Genomic DNA, 18,688 nt, shown 5'->3' with positions numbered 1-18,688 from the left:
GGCACTGTTTTTCCATTGCTAACCACTAAGATTTAGTAAAAGCCATAGGCAAGTGGTGGGCAGTTTGGTGGGCAAACAGGCATTCTTGAACGGTTTCTTTTCGATAACTCGTTGAGTTTGTTAGGTTCTAGGCCGCTACTCAATGAGCAGATCCAAAACATTGAATGATCTAAAAGTCATCGAGTATTGAAACAAAAAAGCCCCGCTAGTGCGGGGCTTTCTTTTACTCATCTTTTTCCAAGGTTCTGTTATCAACGTAGGGCCAATAATGGTGTCCAATTCTGATCAGCAAAGTAGCCGCAGCCAAAATAAACGCAGCCAGAGATAACCACACAACCAAAACCGCATCCAGCTCTTTCATTCCGAGAGTGATATAGCGGGCGATCGCCATCATCGCGATGTAGATAGGATAGCGTACCGGAATTTTACCGTTCATCACGAACTGCTGCACCATGGCGAGCACTTCCAGATAGATAAACATCAACAGAATATCTGTGAGTAAGACACGCTTCTCTACAAATACGTGCACAAACTCTTGCATCATGGCGTACAACGTCGCCAAGGTAATAGAGACTAATAATACCGCCTCCAAAATATGGAAGATTCTCAGGAAAGGTCGACTAAAGGATTTCGGTAAATTCGACGGCATGGTCCATTATCCAAACAAAGAAAATAGGCCTTGAGTTTAGCATGCAACGATCTTCAATCAATCAGAATAAACATCAGTGTAAATCGACTCCAAGTCCTGGCATTTGCTTATAAAAACGCTCCGCTTATTTGGCGGAGCGCTTTTGTGTTATAGGACCTGTGGCATCACTTACGCCACTTGCTGCTTTTTTTCAGCTACGCGCTTTTTCTTCCGATATTTAGGGTGAGTGATCGGAATCGCAGATAGGAGTTTTTTGGTGTATTCGTTTTGCGGGTTTGCATAAATTTCTTTAGCACTGCCTGCTTCTACCACTTTGCCAAAATACATCACGGCAACTTTGTCAGAAACATGTTTCACCACCGAGAGATCGTGAGAGATAAATATGATCGCCAAGTTCATTTCTTGTTGCAGTTGTAGCAATAGGTTCAAGATTTGCGCCTGTACCGACACATCTAACGCAGATACCGATTCATCACAAATCAGCAGTTTAGGCTTCAATGCAATCGCGCGAGCGATACCGATACGCTGCCGTTGCCCGCCTGAAAATTCATGTGGATAACGGTTTACTGCCGTTTCTGGTAATCCCACTTTGATTAAAAGCTCTTTTACCCATTGTTTACGCTCTGTTGGCGTGCCAATTTTATGAATAACAAACGGTTCTTCCAGAATCATACCGATGGTATGACGCTGATTGAGTGACTCCATTGGGTCTTGAAAGACGATTTGCATGTCTTTACGCAGCGATCGCATCTCTTTCACAGACAATTTAGTGATGTCTTTACCTTCAAAGAAAATCTTACCTTCTGTTGGCTCGTATAACTTTAAGATCGTGCGACCAAGGGTGCTTTTACCACAACCTGACTCACCAACTAGCCCCAGTGTTTCACCTTCAGAAACAGACAGTGAAACCCCGTCTACCGCTTTGATGGTGTAGCCTTTCTTGAACAGCCCTTTACCAGAAACAAAGTGCTGCTTAAGATTTTCAATTCTTAATACTTCTTTTGCCATAACATCCTCTTTTATGACTGGTTCACTTTGCCCAGTTAACTGGCAAACATACTGGCATCAATAGGCTTGATATCGATCATCTGCTTCGGCTCATTATCTAAGCTCGGCATCAATCCCATTAAACGCTCTGTGTATGGGTGCTGCGGGTTATCAAACAACTCAAAAATTTCTGCTTTTTCGACAATACGTCCGCCATACATCACGGCAACATCATCACACACTTCTGCCACAACCCCGAGATCGTGAGTGATGAAGATCATCGCCATGCCCGTTTCTTCCTGAAGCTCGTTCATCAGTTCAAGGATAGACGCCTGAACCGTAACATCCAACGCTGTAGTCGGTTCATCACAAATCAGAATATCCGGCTTACAGGCCAATGCCATCGCGATCATGACACGCTGGCGCATACCACCAGATAGGTTATGGGGATACTCATTCAATCGCTTCTCTGGCATTGGAATTTTTACTTTTGCCAGCATTTCAATCGAGTACGCCTCCCGCTCCTTTTTGTCGAGCTCAGGTCGATGGAGCTCAAGCACTTCACATATTTGACGACCAATGGTATGCACTGGGTTAAGCGCCGTCATTGGGTCTTGGAAGATGATCGAAATGCGATCGCCACGCATGGCGTACATCTCTTCCGCAGGCAAATCAACTAGGTTGGTGCCGCGATAATTCACTTCACCTTTAATGATGTTGCCATATGGCTTAGGTAATAGCCCCATGATCGACATTGAGGTTACGCTCTTACCACTACCTGACTCTCCCACCAGACCGAGTGTACGCCCAGCTCTCACATCAAAGTTCACACCATGCAGAACCTTCACTGGCCCATCATCGGTGGTAAATTCAACTTCGAGATCTTTAACACTTAGGATTACATCGTTTTCCATAACCAATCCTTACAGCTTATAAGTGTCATCTACGACAACAACAGGTTCAAAAGCTTTGCCTGACTTCATCGCTTGTTTCGTTTCTTTTTTGATATCACTATCAATCCAGTAAGTGCCATCGCCTATGATTGCACCACTGAACAGCGCCTCTGTCATGCGATTCATTGGCTTATCTGGAAACTTTAACCAGCGCCAGTGACCATAGCGGACATAAGGAACCATGTAGCCTGGGACGATAACGTGAGCATCAATGATGTCACGCTGAATCTCATGACCTAGCTGGATCTTTTTATCCATATCCATGCCAAAACGATACTCGATGATCTTTTCATCCAGTTCAGGCGTGCTGTAGTTTGTGAAAGAGTTAGTTTGCGGCTTGTTCGCATTGACTGAATGGAAATACTCCCAATACGTTGGGATCTCAGACGTACCCATATCTAAGAAAGCCAAATCGTGCTTTTTCTCACGTACGTATTTGAACATGGATGAGCCATCAACTAACTTGAGCTCAATATCCAGCCCAGCTAGCTTGGCTTGCTCACGCAAAAAGGCAATACGAGGAGTATGAACAGGTGTTCCGTAGGTCAGCTCGAAGCTTAAGCGCTCACCTTTATCATTGACACGAATACCATCAGAACCAATTTTGTTAAAGCCTGCGGCTTCGAATGCCTCGGCCGCTTTTGCGGGATCAAACTTCGGTGCCTTAGCATCTGGTAGGGTGTATTTACCATGACCATAACCGGTCGGGTTCGGTTTACGGGAGTAGTCGCCACGCATGACATTCTCTATCATGCCATCAAAGTCAATCGCGTAAGTAATGCCCTTGCGAATGTTTAAATCATCCAGCAAAGGCATCGCGGTGTTCATCCATACACCACCAGCCCCAACTGGGAATTGGTTGTAACCCCAGAACTTTTGAATGTATCCCTTTTGGTAAGGTTCCGTATTCGATTTATCATGCCATAAGCTTGGTAAAACAAGACCAAATGCGTCCAGCTTCCCTTTCTCAAAGTGCTTCATCGCGATATCACTGTCGCGAATCACTGTGATGCGGATTTTGTCGACATTATAACGATGTTGATAATACTTATTGCTGTAACCCCACCAGTCTTCACCGACATGTTTGAAGGTAACACTTTTACCTTTTTTAATGTCATCTAGGTAGTATGCACTGGTCGTTGGTTCACTTTTAAAATTGTAGTAGCGGACAAAGTTGTCATGTATACCGTCACCATTTTCATCTTTTGAAGGGTTAGCATAAAAATGTGCGGGGCGTGGGCGCAGAGCCCCCATTCGTAACAGCAACTCTTCCGGATTGAACTCTTTCGCAGCCTTAACAGCAAACGTATGAGTGTCGTACTTGATAACATCCGCAATCGTTTTGTTGTAGTAATCGTTGTACCAAGGTTCCAAGATGTCCTTGGAACGATAAAACTTCAGCATGAACACGAAATCGTCGGCAGTCACAGGTTTGCCGTCCGACCATTTGGCTTCAGGGTTGAGTTTGAAATAGACCGTTTTGTTGTCACCTGCTAACGCCCACTCGTTAGCAAGCTCAGGGATAAACTCTAAAGTATCTGGGTGGCGGACCACCAAGCCTGGTGTTTCATCTAAGATAAAAGAACGTAGCCCTGCATTAGCGTCTGGGCCAACACTACGTAACGTCTGCGGGAAACTTGACATAAAGGTGCGATAAGTCCCTCCACGTTTCGCTTCTGGCGAACCATATTGAGGCTCATCCCAGTTTGTTTGCCAGTTTAAGTCAGTCGGAAGCGTTGCTGACATTGCACCAAAACTCAGGGCGCTCAGCGTGGACGCTAAAAATAATTTCTTCATAAAACTTCCCTTTTTATGTTTTGCTCACAATGCTCGCTTAAACATAGCGTGTGAATTTTTTCGGGTCGAAAGCCGCTCGAATGGCTTCACCAATAAAGGTCACCATTACCAGAACCAGAACAATAGAAGTCACTACTGACGCAACAATCCATGGCGAATCTAAGTTTGACTTACCTTGTTGCAGTAGTTCACCCCAACTTGGCGTTGGTGGCATCAAGCCTAATCCTAGGTAATCGAGAGCAGTCAGTGCTGTGATGTTAGCTGCAATAGTGAAAGGCGCTAGGGTTACAATCATCACCATCGTATTTGGCAAGATGTGATTAAACAAGATACGTCCGGTCGATGCCCCTAAAGCACGAGCCGCCATTACATATTCTCGTGCCGCTTCTTTATAGGTCATGGTCCGCATGTACCATGTCATCCCCATCCAAGTGAAAAGCACGTTAATAGCGACAAAGAGAGCGAACGTCGGCTGAACGATTGAGACAAGAATCATAATGACGTACAAAAACGGGACCATTGACCAGATTTCGATAAGTCGCTGTACAAACAAGTCAAATTTACCGCCCCAAAAACCCATAGCACAACCGACTGCAGTACCGATCGCGTAGGAAATGGCCATCGTAAGCAACGCAAATCCCATCGCCGTTCTGAATCCGTAGACGAGTCGCGCCAAAATATCGCGACCTATCACATCTGTACCTAAATAATGCTTATTTTCGGCACTAGGCGCTGTTGGCGGGAAATCACCACTAAAATCTTGTTCGTATGGGTTCCACGGCACAAGCGGCAAAATAACAAAGTTGTCGCCCCCTTCAGCCTCAAACGCTTTTTGCAGTACACGATAATCGGCTTCACTGGATGACTCTTGGCCGAATTCGCTACCTAAACGTACGTCACTGACAACAGGAAAATAGTAGCTACCATCGTACTTGACGACTAGCGCTTTACTGTTGATCAAAAGTTCGGCGAATAGAGAAAGGATCAACATGATAGAAAGAGCAACAAACGACCAATAGCCTCGTTTGATCTCTTTAAAGTGACGAATTTTCTTTTGAGTTAATGAACTAACTTTAATCATGTTACGCTCCAAACTTCACACGTGGGTCGACTAAAGCAACACAAATATCTGAAATGATGTTACCAATGAGCAGTAACAACGCATTAATGGCGACAATACCCATAACAACAGGGTAATCACGCTCCATGATTGATTCGTAACCCAATAAGCCAATGCCATCAATATTGAAGATAACTTCAATCAGGAAGGCACCGGTCATGAAGAACAACAAAGAGTTACCAAAGTGACTCGCGATCGGAATTAAGCTGTTACGCAACGCGTGCTTACGAACTGCTTTTTTGAAAGGTAATCCTTTCGCAATTGCGGTGCGGATGTAATCTGAGGAAAGGTTTTCCATCAGGTTATTTTTCATTGTCATCGTCAGCGTGGCAAAATCACCAATGAGGTAACAGATCAAAGGCAACACCGCATGCCACATAATGTCTTTAGCGCGTTCAAAGAAGGTTTCGTAATCGTCGAAGTCATCGCCGACAAAGCCTCCCATCGGAAACCATTCCAAGTGATAACTAAATAACGTGATCAGCAATACACCCACCACATAACCTGGTAGCGCGTAGCCTACGAAAATGAGTACTGAAGAGGCGGAATCAAACACAGAACCGTGCTTGAGCGCCTTATAGTAACCAAGAGGAATCGAGATAAAATAACTAATAAAGAAGGTCATGCCGCCATAAAACAACGACACTGGCAAACGCTCTGCGATCATGTCAGAGACAGGCTCGTAGTAACGCGTCGACTCGCCAAGATCTAGCATTACCAAACGACTTAACCATTCGACGTACGCTTCCGTTACTGGTTTATCCAGGCCATAAAACGCATTCAGCTCCGCGATTTGATCGTCAGAAAGGGCCGTATTACCACCCGCAGACGTCATTGATGCGGCGCCGTCCCCCTGGGACTGCATTTGTGACAACATGCGTTCAACAGGTCCGCCAGGCACGAAACGAGTGATAGCAAAGATGAGAATAGTTATCCCGAGAAACGTTGGGATAACCAACGCCAAACGGCGTAAAAAGTACGACAGCATATACAACTTGCTCCTTGTCTACTGTCCAGTTCAAACGGAGTGAAAGAGGATATTTTCCGCCCAAAATGGTGCATATTTATCTCGTAGTAACTAAAACTGTTGAAGCACACTCCCTGCGCCTCAAGAGCTAGACTTTTCTACTACTGCAATAATTTCAGCGTCATATTTATCTTGAATCCACATCAGCTTCAAGTGTTTGAAACCAAAACATGACAAACTTCCTTCGATGTCGAAAAACAGAAATGTTTTTGTAAAAAATTATAAAAAACCACAAAAATAATTCATACAGAATATCAATCTAGGCTGTTTAGAGCCAAAACCCTACATAAAAATGCACCCTACACACATAAATAGACACATAATCCAAGGTTATATTTGACCTAAAAATACGAGTGAGCCCTTTAACAGCAATGGGTATCATATTTTGATACCACCTAATAAGTTCGAGCTAACAAAGTATGGATTCGATATAAAACTCATCTCAGAACAATTCACTGGAAAAATATCTTTTTCCAGATTCAATTACCCACTAAAAAACCATAGGCAAGATAAGTCATTAAAGTTTATAAGAAACACAAAATACGGTGTTTTATTGAAATTTAATCTCGATTCATAAACCTTATTCGGTTTTTTATTCCGCCTTTTAAATAAAGTCTGGTTATTTACATCTTTTTTACATTTAAGCATCCCCGTTTACCACTGGTTTGACTTCCTTTTTTCATCTCGGTTATACATTGGCCGAACGTTAACGAAATATTAACGTCACATTTGGCCGCTATGCGGCCAGACATAGGAAATAATAATAATCGGAGCAACAAGGATGTATAAAAACACAACCGCTTTATCTGTTGCGATAAGCCTTGCTTTGGGGACAGCAGCAGTTGCAGCCCCAGCAACAGCACTGGCAGAAGAGCAGCAAGTTGAAAAACTTCAAAAGATGAAAGTTACTGGTTCGCGTATCTCCACGACGGATATGGAAGGTCCTTCACCAGTTACTGTTATTAATAGTAAAGACATTGAGTCTAAAGGCTTTAACAGCGCGCAAGACGTATTGAACAGTTTGACCCAAAACACAGGTGGTGTAATGGCTCAAACAGACTCTTTCTCGTTTACACCAGCAGCGCAGTCAGTCAACTTACGTGGCCTTGGCGCGTCACGCACATTGATTCTTATTGATGGCCGTCGTCTTCCTCAATACCCGCTAGCACAAGATGGTACATCTAACTTCCAAGATATCGGCCAAATCCCTGTCGCCGCTATTGAGCGTGTTGAAGTAATGACCGACTCAGGTTCTGCTATCTACGGCTCCGACGCAATCGGTGGTGTCGTAAACTTCATTTTAAAGAAAGACTTTGATGGCGTTTCTGTAAAAGTACGCGCGGGTGACGCGACGGATGGTGGTTACCAAAATGGTCGTTTAGACGTTGTAGCTGGCAAAAACTTTGACGACAAACGTATTCTCTTCGTTGGCCAATTTGCGGGCAACGAAATGCTAAAGCAATCTGACCGAGATGATTGGGCTGGCGATGACGGTTCTAGCCGTTCTCAGCTAAGTGGCTACTCTAGCTACGGTGCAAACTTTGAAGGCGCCAACGGAACACTTCTAACACCAGCTGATGCTGGTTCTTCATGTAAAGAAGTCGTTGGTGATGCCGCGATTGAACGAGCGGATGGAAAGTGTGGTGTTAACCGCTCTGCATACCGAACATTAAAACCAGAAAACAAACAAGTAGACCTACTTTTACGTGGTGAAATGGACATTAACGACAATGTCACTGCCATGGCAGAAGCCCGTTTTGGCTACAAGTCTACAGAATCTGAATTCGAACCTAACCCTTACAGCGTTGAAGTTGATGCCACTCACTTCCGCGGCGAAGGCGAATACACTCGCCGTATGGTCGAATTTGGACCACGCGAAAGTAACACTGAAGCCGATTCTTTTGGCTTAACCTTAGGCTTGAACGGCCTGCTTGCTGATACGTATGATTGGGACCTATCCGCTGGTTACTCTGAGCAAAGCGTTGAAACAAGCAACCCAGCAATCTTTCTAACTCTCGACCAAGCTGTACAAAATGGTGATGTCGATCTTCTAGGGCCTATCTCACAAGACGTTGTAGACAAATACAGCGGCACTTCAAGCAAAGAAGCTTACTCAAAGCTTTACTCTGTTAACGGCTCACTGGCTGGTGATTTGGTTGAACTTCCTGCAGGTATGTCTGGCTTTGCTGTTTATGGTGAATGGAACCGTACTGACTACAATGAGACGATTGATGCTACAACAGCAGCTGGTGGTTTCTCTGGTCTAGGTGGAACATCAGGCGGCGGTGACCGCGATCAGATTGGTCTTGGTGTTGAAGCTCTTATTCCTATCATTGAAGATTTAGAAATGACTGTCGCTGGTCGTTACGACCACTACTTCGACGACTCGGCAACTGGCGGCGCATTCACTCCTAAAGTAGCCCTAGCATACCGTCCTACTGACACCCTATTGCTACGTGGTAGCTACGGTCTAGGCTTCCGAGCTCCAGACTTGAAGCGACTATTTGGTGATCAAACTCGAGGCTTTGGTTCTGGTTTTGACCCTGTGCTTTGTGCCAACGCTGGTGGTAGCGGCCCACAAGATAAAGATAAGTACCCAGAGTGTGATACTCAGTACTTCGATACGCTTAATGGCCCTAACTCTGAGCTGAAAGAAGAAACAAGTACAAACATTAACTTGGGCCTAGCGTGGGAGCCTGTGGATGATCTTGGTGTAACTGTTGACTGGTACCACATCAAGATGGAAGACGTCGTAACAGCACCAACTTACCAAGACGTAATTAACGATCCAGGTAAATACCCAGGTACTGAAGTCGTTCGTAACCCAGATGGCACCATCAAGTCGGTATCCTATGGTCCAGTGAACCAGTCGTATGAAGAGCGTTCTGGTATTGACCTAGCGATCAAATACGCATACGACACTAATGAGTTCGGTTCATTTAACACGCGTGTTGCTGTAACGAAGATCTTGATTGCTGAATATCAAGAAAACGACAGCGAGCCTGTAACGGATGAAAGAGATTTCATGCCTGAATACACCGCAACGTTAAATCTTGGCTGGGCATATGAAGATGTCGCTATCAACCTATTTGGTAAATACCGCGACCGTATGTGTTCAAGCTACGCAAACCGTTACTACTTTGATGACTGTGATTCTGCTAAAAAAGCGGGTTACAAAGCAGAAATCGCTAGTATGACAACGTGGAACCTAACGGCTTCTTACCAATTCAACGAGAGTGGTCGTGTAACTCTTGGTGCTATCAACATGTTTGACAAAGTACCGCCTGCAGATCCTCTAAGCGATACCTCTCCATTCTATGCAACTGGGTATGACGATCCAATCGGACGTCAGCTATACGTCGAGGCATCATACGACTTCTAAAAAATATTTGGCGCGGGTTTTCCGCGCCCTTTTCGACTGACTAAAACACTGACAAGGATGCAACCATGAAATTCAAGGAATTTGGTCTCAGTGCCATAGCTGCAGCATTGCTTACTATCAGTAGTAGCTCTATAGCGGCCAGCTCTGGTGCTGTCGTTTCCACACAAGCAAAAGCAAATCAATCTTCAGAAGCTTCGCAACAAAAAATCGACAATTATGCCGAAAGTACTGAAGGCATGTTGGCAGAATACAAAGGCTTACTACGTCAAATCGACAGCATGAAAGTCTACAACGAGCAAATTAACCGTATGGTTCAATCACAGCAAGGTGAATTGGACTCATTAAATAACCAAATTGCTCAGATCGATCAAACGGCAACAGAAGTAGTGCCACTAACACTTAAAATGATCGATGCACTCGATGAGTTTGTGACTCTCGATCTGCCTTTCCAGAAAAAAGAACGTAATAAACGTGTCCAAGAACTGCGTCGTCTCATGGATCGCGCCGACGTAACGACTTCTGAGAAATTCCGTAAAGTGATGGAAGCCTACCAAATTGAAGAAGGCTTCTCTCGCTCAATTGAATCTTACAAAGCTAGCCTAGATAGAAATGGGGAAACCGTGACTTACGACTTCCTACGTATTGGTCGCACGGCGCTTTTATTCCAATCTCCAGACGGTGGTGAGACAGGTATGTGGAACCAACAAACACGTCAATGGGAAACATTACCGGAAAGCTACCGCATAGCGGTACAGCAAGGCCTTCGTATCGCGAAGAAGCAAGCGCCACCAGCGCTAATCAAATTGCCTGTATATGCTGGGGAGGAATAAGAGATGAAAGGATTCAAAACTCTAGCCGCTGGCCTACTAGCGAGCTTATTTATGGTTTCTGGCGTACAAGCAGAAGCGCCTAAAAACTTATCTGAACTACTTAAAAACGTAAAATCAGAAAGCATCGTTGAGTCGAAAGAGAACAAAGCCCGTGAAGCTGAGTTCAAGAACAATCGCGATAAGCAAGCGGTATTATTGCAACAAGCTCGCGAAGAGTTAGCTGCGCAGCAAGCACTGGGCGATCAACTTAAAGCAACATTTGATGAAAACGATAAGCAGCTAACTGAACTAACAGAAACCCTACGTGTTCGCTCTGGTACTTTGGGCGAAATGTTTGGTGTGGTCCGCCAGTATGCGGGAGAGTTTAAGGGCTTATTTGCAGCCTCTCAAAACGCTGTTCAGTTCCCAGAGCGTGACGCGCTACTAACGAAACTGGCTGAAAGCAAAGAACTGCCATCAACACAAGAGCTAGAAGCATTCTGGCATACCATTCTTCAACAAGTGGTTGCCTCAGGCGAGACAGCAACAACCCAAGCAACGGTTGTTTATGGCGAAGGTAAAGAAGCGGTTCGCGATGTTACTCTTGTCGGTGAATTTAACGCGATTGCCGATGGTAAGTACGTTACTTATGTACCTCAAACAGGTAAGTTCGAAGAACTCTCTCGACAACCTCGCACCAATATTACACGTCATGTTGCGGGCTTTGAGTCAGCGTCAAACAGCTATGAGCCACTGTTTATTGACCCATCCCGTGGTGTAATTCTGTCTCTACTTGTACAAAGCCCTACCGTTCAAGAACGTATTGATCAAGGTGGCATTGTAGGTTACGTCATCCTTGGTATGGGTGCAGTTGGCGCTATCATTGCTCTAGTTTGCTTCCTACGCCTTCAAGTGATTGGCGGTAAAATGCGTAAGCAAGCGAAATCAGAAACCGTGATTCCTGGTAACCCTCTGGGTGAAGTTATCCAAGCTTACCAAGAACACAAAGGTGACAACCTTGAAGATCTTGAAGCGAAACTGGACGAAATCATCCTACGTAACGCACCGAGCATTGAACGCTTTATTAGCTCAATCAAACTGTTCGCTTCTGTAGCACCACTTCTAGGTCTACTGGGTACGGTAATGGGTATGATCGGTACGTTCCAAGCAATCACACTATTTGGTACAGGTGATCCTAAGCTAATGGCTGGCGGTATCTCTGAAGCACTTGTTACTACGATGCTTGGTCTGGTTGTCGCAATTCCTCTACTGTTCCTGTACACCATCGTACACAGTAAAGGTCGTCGTTTGGTTCAAACTCTTGAAGAACAGAGTGCAGGCTTCATCGCTCGCTATCAGGAAAAACTACATAAAGCCGAAAGCTAAGGAGGCGTTATGTGGTGGTTAGTTGGAGAACTTGAATCAATTAGGCGCTTCTTGGGAATGGGTGGCGATGTACTCGTCGCCATCTTCATCCTCAGCTTTATGCTTTGGGCAGTATTGTTAGAACGTTGGTTCTATTTTGCTGCCGTCGCTCCAAAAGCCATGAAAAAAGCCGTTGGCTCATGGCAGGGGCGATCAGAGCACCAGAGCTGGAACGCTAAGATGATCCGACAAGAAATTGTTTCTCGTCAGGACATTGAGAATAAAAAGGGCCTGCCAATCGTGAAAGTGTTGATTGCGCTTTGTCCCTTACTGGGTTTGCTCGGCACCGTTGTTGGCATGATCCAAGTATTCGACATCTTAGCGGTAACAGGAACAGGAAGCCCTCGAGCAATGGCCTCGGGGATCTCAAAGGCAACAATCCCAACGTTAGCCGGGATGGTGGCTTCTCTATCAGGACTGTTCTTTAGTTCACGTCTTGATCATTTAGCCAAAGTCACAACGCAAAAGCTGGAAGATAAGCTAAAGCATATTGCCTGAGTAAATGGAATTAGAGGTATAGGTCATGAAAAGACGCTATAGCAGTGATAGCAGTGATGAAACCGCTATCGATATGACACCGATGCTCGACATCGTATTCATCATGTTGATCTTCTTTATCGTAACAACATCGTTCGTAAAAGAAGCTGGTCTAGAAGTAAACCGCCCGACGGCAAGCTCTGCGCAAACCGTGAAAAAAGGTAACATCATGGTCGCAGTTGGTGCGGCGGGTGATGTTTGGGTTGATAAACGCCGCATCGAAGTGGACGCGGTTCGCGCGAATATTGAACGTCTTCGTGCAGAAAGCCCTGATGGCGCAGTTGTTATCCAAGCCGACACAGAAGCAAATGCTGGCGTAGTCGTGAAGGTTATGGACCAGATCAAAATGGCAGGTGTAGAAAGCATCTCCATTGCCGCAACCAATAAGGATTAAGCTTATGCGGTATCTGGCCTCAATTGCACTGGCGCTCATTGTCTCCCTCGGGTTGTTCTGGGGGATGGACAAGCTAGTAAACAAAGAGCGCCACGAGTTAGTGTCGAATGATGACCTGCGTATGGTCGAGTTTATTCGCATTAAACCAGACGAAAAAATACAGGAGAAAAAACGCGAACTTCCAAAGCCACCACCGCCTAAGCGTCCGCCGCCGCCGCCAGAAATGAAAGTGACAGCGACAGTAAAACCGGTGATGGAGCAGACCCCAATGGATATGCCAAAGCTTGACCTACCCGTAAATGTTACAGGTGGTTCGGTGCTTGGACATTATAGCCAGGGTGGAGGTGCGCAACTCGCGGGTAGCGGAGGTCCAACACCTCTAGCGACATTCCAACCTCAAATGCCTAGGAAAGCTGCGAAAGCAGGAATAGAAAAAGGGGTCGTCTTATTAGAGTTTACTGTCAACGCACGTGGTGCCGTAGAGGACATCAAAGTTCTTAAAGAGCAACCACGACGCTTAGGCCTCGGTCGAGCGGCAAGAAAAACAGTCTCTAAATGGACATTTAAACCAAAATTGGTTGACGGGAAACCTGTTAGCTCGCGCCTATCGCAAGAAATAGAGTTCTCAACCAATTAAGGAGTCACGATGAAAAGTTTATGGAAAAGCAAAGTGGCTTCTTTAATTCTCTTCGTAGGAGTGGCAATGGCCGCTCCTACGATGGCAAAAGAAGCTCCTCAGTTATCAGATCGGACATTTCGAACCGTTAACAAAGTGCAAGAGTTGATCGCAACTGAAAAATATTCAGCAGCGAAAGAAAAACTAGCAAGCGCTTTAGAAAGCACAAGTTCGAAAAAATACGACCGAGCAGTTTTACTTCAGCAGACTGGCTTTTTGTATTCGCTACAAGACAATTATGTGCAAGCAGCAAAATACTTTGCCGAAGCATTACAGCTCGACGCACTTCCCGTTCCTGTTGCTCAACAAGTTCGCTACAGCTTGGCTCAGCTTTACCTAGCTGAAGAAAAGTATACGTTGTCTGTAAAAACGATGAAGGAATGGTTCAAGGTTGCAGAAACAACCAAAGAGAAGCCTCAAGCTCATGCTTATATCACGTTAGCGAGCGCTTATGTTCAGTTGGAAGATTACAGAAATGCAATCCCGCCAACCAAAAAAGCCATCGCGATGAGCAAGAGCCCAAGTGAGTCTTGGTACTTAATTCTCGTTGCATCTCACTACGAGTTAGGCCAGCTGAAAAGCGTTGCCAGTGTACTCAAAACTCTGACTTCAAAGTACCCTCAGAAAAAGCGTTACTGGATGCAACTTTCTGGTGTCTACATGGAGCTAGGTCAAGAGCGCAACTCTCTAGCCACCCTAGAAATGGTTTACAAAATGGGGAAACTAGAAGGAGAGAAGGAATATTTACGCTTTGTAAACTTCTTGGCTTATCAAGGTATTCCATATAAAGCAGCCAAAACTCTTGAAAAGGAAATGGCAGCTGGAAACATTGAAAAGACGAAGGAAAACTATGACCGCCTAGCCAGCTTCTGGCAGCAAGCTAAAGAGCTAGATAAATCAATTCTCGCTTATAAAAAGTCATATAACCTCGCTCCTTCTGCTAAAACGCAAATTCAGATTGCTCGCTTAATGATACAAGACAAGCAGTATTCTGAAGCAACTCGTTTTGTAGAAAGCGCGGCATCCAGTGCCTCTAAAGAGCAAAAGGCAGAACTTGAATACATTCGCGGGATGGCCTATTTCGAGCTTAAGCAGCCACAAAAGGCCTTGCAGGCGATGAAAGGCGCTGCTCAATCGCCAAAATTCAGGTCAACCGTTAGCCCTTGGATAAATTTCCTAGAGTCTCAAGGATAATTCGAAGATTAAGTGTGAGTCAGTCGCACGCCTGGGGAAGTGAAAGCTTCCCCTTTTTTCCGTTTTATCTTTATTAACCCCTATTTTTAACCAGAGTCACTCACGCAAGCCAAATCGGGACTCTAAACCTAAAATCAGCACACTAAACGGTTGTAGAAATGGTTTTAATAACAGAGTGCGCGGATGGTAAGTCCTGGTATCACGCTCCTTCTTCGCTGTTTAGGAACACTCTGGCGTAAGTAACTATTTCATCTGGGACGATCACAGACAGAAAGATCAACTGGTAACAAAATAGAGATCATGATACTCTTCGCCTCCATTTTTCTGGCGGGATTATCACCAATATCCACCCCTTTGGTGGTTGATTTCTCAATGCCAGTGCTATCGTTATAAGAATGTCGAACTTTCCTTCGGCACTCAATCAATCCAATCAAAAGTGGAACAGTACAATGGGCAAAGGTACTCTCTATATCGTATCTGCACCTAGCGGCGCAGGTAAATCTAGCTTGATCTCAGCGATGTTGGAACGCAACCCAACCTACGCAATGAAAGTGTCTGTGTCTCACACCACGCGCAACATGCGACCTGGTGAAGAAAATGGTGTCCACTACCATTTTGTAGCGAAAGATGAGTTTGAAGCCCTGATCGCTAAAGGTGACTTCCTAGAATACGCAGAAGTGTTTGGTAATTATTACGGCACATCTCGTGTATGGATTGAAGAAACACTAAATAAAGGTATCGACGTTTTTCTAGATATCGACTGGCAAGGCGCACGCCAAATCCGTGAACAAATGCCAGAAGCCAAAAGCATCTTCATCCTGCCACCATCAAACGGTGAGTTAGAGCGTCGCTTGAACACTCGTGGTCAAGATAGCGATGAAGTGATCGCAAAGCGTATGGCTGAAGCCAAGTCGGAAATCTCTCATTACAACGAGTACGACTACGTGATCGTAAACGACGATTTTGATACCGCTTTGATGGATTTTAAAGCTATCTTGCGTGCTGAAAGATTGAAGGAAGAAAAGCAAGCTGCTAAATATAAAGGTATGCTTGACGCGTTGTTAGCAGAGTAACTTCAAAAAAGTCACGCTGTAAAACATAAAGAATTTCCCGTTTTTTGCCCAGTGCGAAAAACACAATAAACTACCTGAGAAAGTCCACAAACGGTGGCTTGTCTAATTGCTAGTAAATAAAGTAGTTAGGTTGTATACTTTCTCGTCATTCTAAAATTTTAGTTAACTATTTGGAGTCCTCATGGCACGCGTAACTGTTCAAGACGCTGTTGAAAAAGTTGGCAACCGTTTCGACCTAGTACTGATTGCGGCTCGCCGCGCTCGTCAAATGCAAACTGGCGGTAAAGATGCACTAGTGCCAGAAGAGAACGATAAGCCAACGGTTATCGCTCTACGCGAAATCGAAGAAGGTTTAATTACTAAAGAAGTTCTAGACGCTCGTGAACGTCAAGAACAGCAAGAGCAAGAAGCGGCAGAGCTAGCGGCAGTAAGCAGCATCGCTCACAACCGTTAATTCTGACTTTAGAATTCAACAACCTCCCGGGCCTATAATTTGTATCTATTCGATAGCCTCAAAGACGTTGCCCAAGAATACCTAACAGAGCCTCAGATTGAGGCTCTGCGTCAATCTTATGTGGTAGCGAGAGATGCCCATGAAGGGCAAACCCGCTCTAGCGGTGAACCATACATCATCCACCCTGTCGCTGTGGCTCGTATCTTGGCCGAAATGCGCCTTGATATCGAAACCCTCCAAGCTGCTTTGCTGCATGACGTCATTGAAGACTGTGATGTAACTAAAGAAGATCTCGAAGAGAAATTCGGCAACACTGTCGCAGAATTGGTTGATGGTGTATCTAAACTGGACAAACTCAAATTCCGCGATAGGAAAGAGGCTCAGGCTGAGAACTTTCGTAAGATGGTTCTGGCCATGGTGCAAGATATCCGCGTCATTCTGATCAAACTGGCTGACCGCACGCATAACATGCGTACGCTTGGCGCGCTTCGACCAGATAAAAAGCGTCGTATTGCTCGTGAAACGTTAGAAATTTACGCGCCCCTCGCTCATCGTCTTGGTATTCACAATATCAAAACCGAACTCGAAGAGTTGGGCTTTGAGGCGCTATATCCCAACCGCTACCGCGTACTGAAAGAAGTGGTTAAAGCCGCACGTGGTAATCGTAAAGAGATGATCCAACGCATTCACAGCGAAATAGAAGGCCGTCTGCAAGATTTTGGCTTGAATGCTCGCGTCGTTGGTCGTGAGAAAAACCTGTTCTCTATCTACAACAAGATGAAAACCAAAGAACAGCGCTTTCACACCATCATGGATATCTATGCGTTCCGAGTCGTTGTTGATACCGCTGATACTTGTTATCGCGTTTTAGGCCAAGTACACAGCTTGTATAAGCCACGTCCTGGTCGCATGAAAGATTACATCGCGGTACCAAAGGCGAACGGCTATCAATCGCTACACACTTCCATGGTTGGCCCACACGGCGTACCTGTTGAAGTTCAGATCCGTACTGAAGATATGGATCAAATGGCGGACAAAGGTGTCGCGGCACACTGGTCTTACAAAGACAAAGGCGACAAGTCTGGTACCACTGCGCAAGTGAAAGCTCAGCGTTGGATGCAAAGCCTGTTAGAGCTACAACAAAGCGCGGGTAACTCATTCGAATTCATTGAAAACGTAAAATCCGATCTTTTCCCAGATGAGATTTACGTCTTCACACCAAAAGGTCGTATCGTTGAACTACCTTTAGGCGCAACGGCTGTCGACTTTGCCTATGCCGTACATACCGATGTAGGCAACTCTTGTGTTGGTGCTCGTGTTGACCGTAACCCTTACCCATTGAGTAAGGCATTGAAAAACGGTCAGACGGTGGAAATTATCAGTGCCCCTGGTGCGCGTCCGAATGCGGCATGGCTAAACTATGTCGTGACTTCTCGTGCCCGCACTAAGATTCGACAAGTACTGAAAACGATGCGTCGTGAAGAGTCGATTACTTTAGGTCGTCGCCTACTTAATCACGCACTTGGCCGTCACTCGATTGATTCAATTTATCCAGAAAATATCCAAGAAGTCTTGAATGATCTTCGCCTAGAAAGCATCGATGATTTATTGGCTGCTATTGGATTGGGTGAGTTGATGAGCATTGTGATTGCACGTCGTCTCCTTGGTGACACCGAAGAGCTCACGACAACAAGTTCAATCCCAACGGACTCGAAGAAGAAGCTTCCGATTCGTGGCGCAGAAGGCTTATTGCTGACGTTTGCAAATTGTTGTCATCCTATCCCAGATGATCACATTATTGCTCACGTATCGCCTGGTCGTGGTTTGGTTGTTCACCGAGAAACATGTCCGAACGTTCGTGGTTATCAGAAAGAGCCAGACCGTTATATGGCTGTCGCTTGGTCTGAAGACTACGATAAAGAGTTCATTGCTGAACTTAAAGTCGACATGCTTAACAACCAAGGTGCTCTTGCAGAACTGACCAACGTGATCTCGAAAACAGGATCAAACATTCATGGCCTTTCAACGGAAGAACGTGATGGTCGTCTATACACTGTGACTGTGCTGTTGACGACGAAAGATCGTGTCCACCTTGCTGGTATCATGCGTAAGATTAAGGCAATGCCTCAAGCAACCCGAGTCAGACGCAGAAAGAACTAACCTCTATCGCCACCTACTCTGTTAGGTGGCGATTTTTTATACCTCAATAAA

At 45.2% G+C, this 18,688-nt stretch carries 16 protein-coding genes; 10 read left to right on the top strand and 6 right to left on the bottom strand.

Annotated elements, in window-relative coordinates:
* Positions 1-223 precede the first annotated feature (223 nt).
* From R8O10_RS00685 to R8O10_RS00660, 6 genes are all read right to left on the bottom strand, one after another.
* Complete coding sequence (locus tag R8O10_RS00685; RefSeq protein ID WP_017820704.1) at positions 224-649, bottom strand: phosphate-starvation-inducible protein PsiE; 426 nt, start codon at positions 647-649, stop codon at positions 224-226.
* Positions 650-817: 168 nt separating this feature from the next.
* Positions 818-1,657 (bottom strand): ABC transporter ATP-binding protein, encoded by an 840-nt coding sequence (locus R8O10_RS00680; RefSeq protein WP_005379372.1) that lies wholly within the window; start codon positions 1,655-1,657, stop codon positions 818-820.
* 35 nt (positions 1,658-1,692) lie between these two features.
* Positions 1,693-2,550: an ABC transporter ATP-binding protein gene (locus tag R8O10_RS00675; protein WP_005379371.1), complete on the bottom strand. Its 858-nt coding sequence runs from the start codon at positions 2,548-2,550 to the stop codon at positions 1,693-1,695.
* A gap of 9 nt (positions 2,551-2,559) precedes the next feature.
* On the bottom strand, positions 2,560-4,386 hold the full coding sequence (locus R8O10_RS00670; protein ID WP_017634997.1) for an extracellular solute-binding protein: 1,827 nt from the start codon (positions 4,384-4,386) through the stop codon (positions 2,560-2,562).
* A 37-nt stretch (positions 4,387-4,423) separates the two neighbouring features.
* Positions 4,424-5,467: an ABC transporter permease gene (locus R8O10_RS00665; RefSeq protein WP_318146081.1), complete on the bottom strand. Its 1,044-nt coding sequence runs from the start codon at positions 5,465-5,467 to the stop codon at positions 4,424-4,426.
* A 1-nt stretch (position 5,468) separates the two neighbouring features.
* The gene (locus R8O10_RS00660; protein ID WP_005384771.1) at positions 5,469-6,494 is read right to left on the bottom strand and encodes an ABC transporter permease subunit; all 1,026 of its coding nucleotides are present in this window, start codon (positions 6,492-6,494) and stop codon (positions 5,469-5,471) included.
* 820 nt (positions 6,495-7,314) lie between these two features.
* On the opposite strand from R8O10_RS00660, the gene R8O10_RS00655 reads away from it, so the two are divergent.
* From R8O10_RS00655 to spoT, 10 genes are all read left to right on the top strand, one after another.
* Positions 7,315-9,915: a TonB-dependent receptor plug domain-containing protein gene (locus R8O10_RS00655; RefSeq protein WP_017634998.1), complete on the top strand. Its 2,601-nt coding sequence runs from the start codon at positions 7,315-7,317 to the stop codon at positions 9,913-9,915.
* A 65-nt stretch (positions 9,916-9,980) separates the two neighbouring features.
* Complete coding sequence (locus R8O10_RS00650) at positions 9,981-10,745, top strand: DUF3450 domain-containing protein (protein ID WP_064353525.1); 765 nt, start codon at positions 9,981-9,983, stop codon at positions 10,743-10,745.
* A 3-nt stretch (positions 10,746-10,748) separates the two neighbouring features.
* Positions 10,749-12,110 carry a MotA/TolQ/ExbB proton channel family protein gene (locus R8O10_RS00645; protein WP_182038434.1) on the top strand — a complete coding sequence of 454 codons (1,362 nt, stop codon included), beginning with the start codon at positions 10,749-10,751 and terminating at the stop codon, positions 12,108-12,110.
* A gap of 9 nt (positions 12,111-12,119) precedes the next feature.
* On the top strand, positions 12,120-12,647 hold the full coding sequence (locus R8O10_RS00640) for a MotA/TolQ/ExbB proton channel family protein (protein ID WP_005379363.1): 528 nt from the start codon (positions 12,120-12,122) through the stop codon (positions 12,645-12,647).
* A 25-nt stretch (positions 12,648-12,672) separates the two neighbouring features.
* Positions 12,673-13,080, top strand: coding sequence for an ExbD/TolR family protein (locus tag R8O10_RS00635; protein ID WP_005379359.1), 408 nt, complete (start codon positions 12,673-12,675; stop codon positions 13,078-13,080).
* Positions 13,081-13,084: 4 nt separating this feature from the next.
* Positions 13,085-13,717 (top strand): energy transducer TonB, encoded by a 633-nt coding sequence (locus tag R8O10_RS00630; RefSeq protein WP_005379353.1) that lies wholly within the window; start codon positions 13,085-13,087, stop codon positions 13,715-13,717.
* A gap of 9 nt (positions 13,718-13,726) precedes the next feature.
* Positions 13,727-14,950: a tetratricopeptide repeat protein gene (locus tag R8O10_RS00625; RefSeq protein ID WP_054579406.1), complete on the top strand. Its 1,224-nt coding sequence runs from the start codon at positions 13,727-13,729 to the stop codon at positions 14,948-14,950.
* 449 nt (positions 14,951-15,399) lie between these two features.
* Complete coding sequence (gene gmk, locus R8O10_RS00620) at positions 15,400-16,023, top strand: guanylate kinase (RefSeq protein ID WP_005379347.1); 624 nt, start codon at positions 15,400-15,402, stop codon at positions 16,021-16,023.
* Between the two features lie 181 nt (positions 16,024-16,204).
* Positions 16,205-16,477: a DNA-directed RNA polymerase subunit omega gene (rpoZ, locus tag R8O10_RS00615; protein WP_005379346.1), complete on the top strand. Its 273-nt coding sequence runs from the start codon at positions 16,205-16,207 to the stop codon at positions 16,475-16,477.
* Positions 16,478-16,516: 39 nt separating this feature from the next.
* Complete coding sequence (spoT, locus tag R8O10_RS00610) at positions 16,517-18,637, top strand: bifunctional GTP diphosphokinase/guanosine-3',5'-bis pyrophosphate 3'-pyrophosphohydrolase (RefSeq protein WP_005379340.1); 2,121 nt, start codon at positions 16,517-16,519, stop codon at positions 18,635-18,637.
* Positions 18,638-18,688 lie beyond the last annotated feature (51 nt).

Source organism: Vibrio sp. 1727, from assembly GCF_033344415.1.
GTDB lineage: Bacteria > Pseudomonadota > Gammaproteobacteria > Enterobacterales > Vibrionaceae > Vibrio > Vibrio alginolyticus.
Note: the sequence above shows the minus strand (reverse complement) of the source record. Positions and strands in the feature narration are given on the sequence as shown.

Bases quoted from the DNA above. Each gene is read 5' to 3' on its own strand.
- R8O10_RS00670 (WP_017634997.1), bottom strand. From the start codon at position 4,386: ATGAAGAAATTATTTTTAGCGTCCACGCTGAGCGCCCTGAGTTTTGGT.
- R8O10_RS00680 (WP_005379372.1), bottom strand. From the start codon at position 1,657: ATGGCAAAAGAAGTATTAAGAATTGAAAATCTTAAGCAGCACTTTGTT.
- R8O10_RS00630 (WP_005379353.1), top strand. From the start codon at position 13,085: ATGCGGTATCTGGCCTCAATTGCACTGGCGCTCATTGTCTCCCTCGGG.
- R8O10_RS00650 (WP_064353525.1), top strand. From the start codon at position 9,981: ATGAAATTCAAGGAATTTGGTCTCAGTGCCATAGCTGCAGCATTGCTT.
- R8O10_RS00665 (WP_318146081.1), bottom strand. From the start codon at position 5,467: ATGATTAAAGTTAGTTCATTAACTCAAAAGAAAATTCGTCACTTTAAA.
- R8O10_RS00635 (WP_005379359.1), top strand. From the start codon at position 12,673: ATGAAAAGACGCTATAGCAGTGATAGCAGTGATGAAACCGCTATCGAT.
- R8O10_RS00685 (WP_017820704.1), bottom strand. From the start codon at position 649: ATGCCGTCGAATTTACCGAAATCCTTTAGTCGACCTTTCCTGAGAATC.
- R8O10_RS00645 (WP_182038434.1), top strand. From the start codon at position 10,749: ATGAAAGGATTCAAAACTCTAGCCGCTGGCCTACTAGCGAGCTTATTT.
- R8O10_RS00625 (WP_054579406.1), top strand. From the start codon at position 13,727: ATGAAAAGTTTATGGAAAAGCAAAGTGGCTTCTTTAATTCTCTTCGTA.
- R8O10_RS00675 (WP_005379371.1), bottom strand. From the start codon at position 2,550: ATGGAAAACGATGTAATCCTAAGTGTTAAAGATCTCGAAGTTGAATTT.
- R8O10_RS00660 (WP_005384771.1), bottom strand. From the start codon at position 6,494: ATGCTGTCGTACTTTTTACGCCGTTTGGCGTTGGTTATCCCAACGTTT.
- R8O10_RS00655 (WP_017634998.1), top strand. From the start codon at position 7,315: ATGTATAAAAACACAACCGCTTTATCTGTTGCGATAAGCCTTGCTTTG.
- R8O10_RS00640 (WP_005379363.1), top strand. From the start codon at position 12,120: ATGTGGTGGTTAGTTGGAGAACTTGAATCAATTAGGCGCTTCTTGGGA.
- rpoZ (WP_005379346.1), top strand. From the start codon at position 16,205: ATGGCACGCGTAACTGTTCAAGACGCTGTTGAAAAAGTTGGCAACCGT.
- gmk (WP_005379347.1), top strand. From the start codon at position 15,400: ATGGGCAAAGGTACTCTCTATATCGTATCTGCACCTAGCGGCGCAGGT.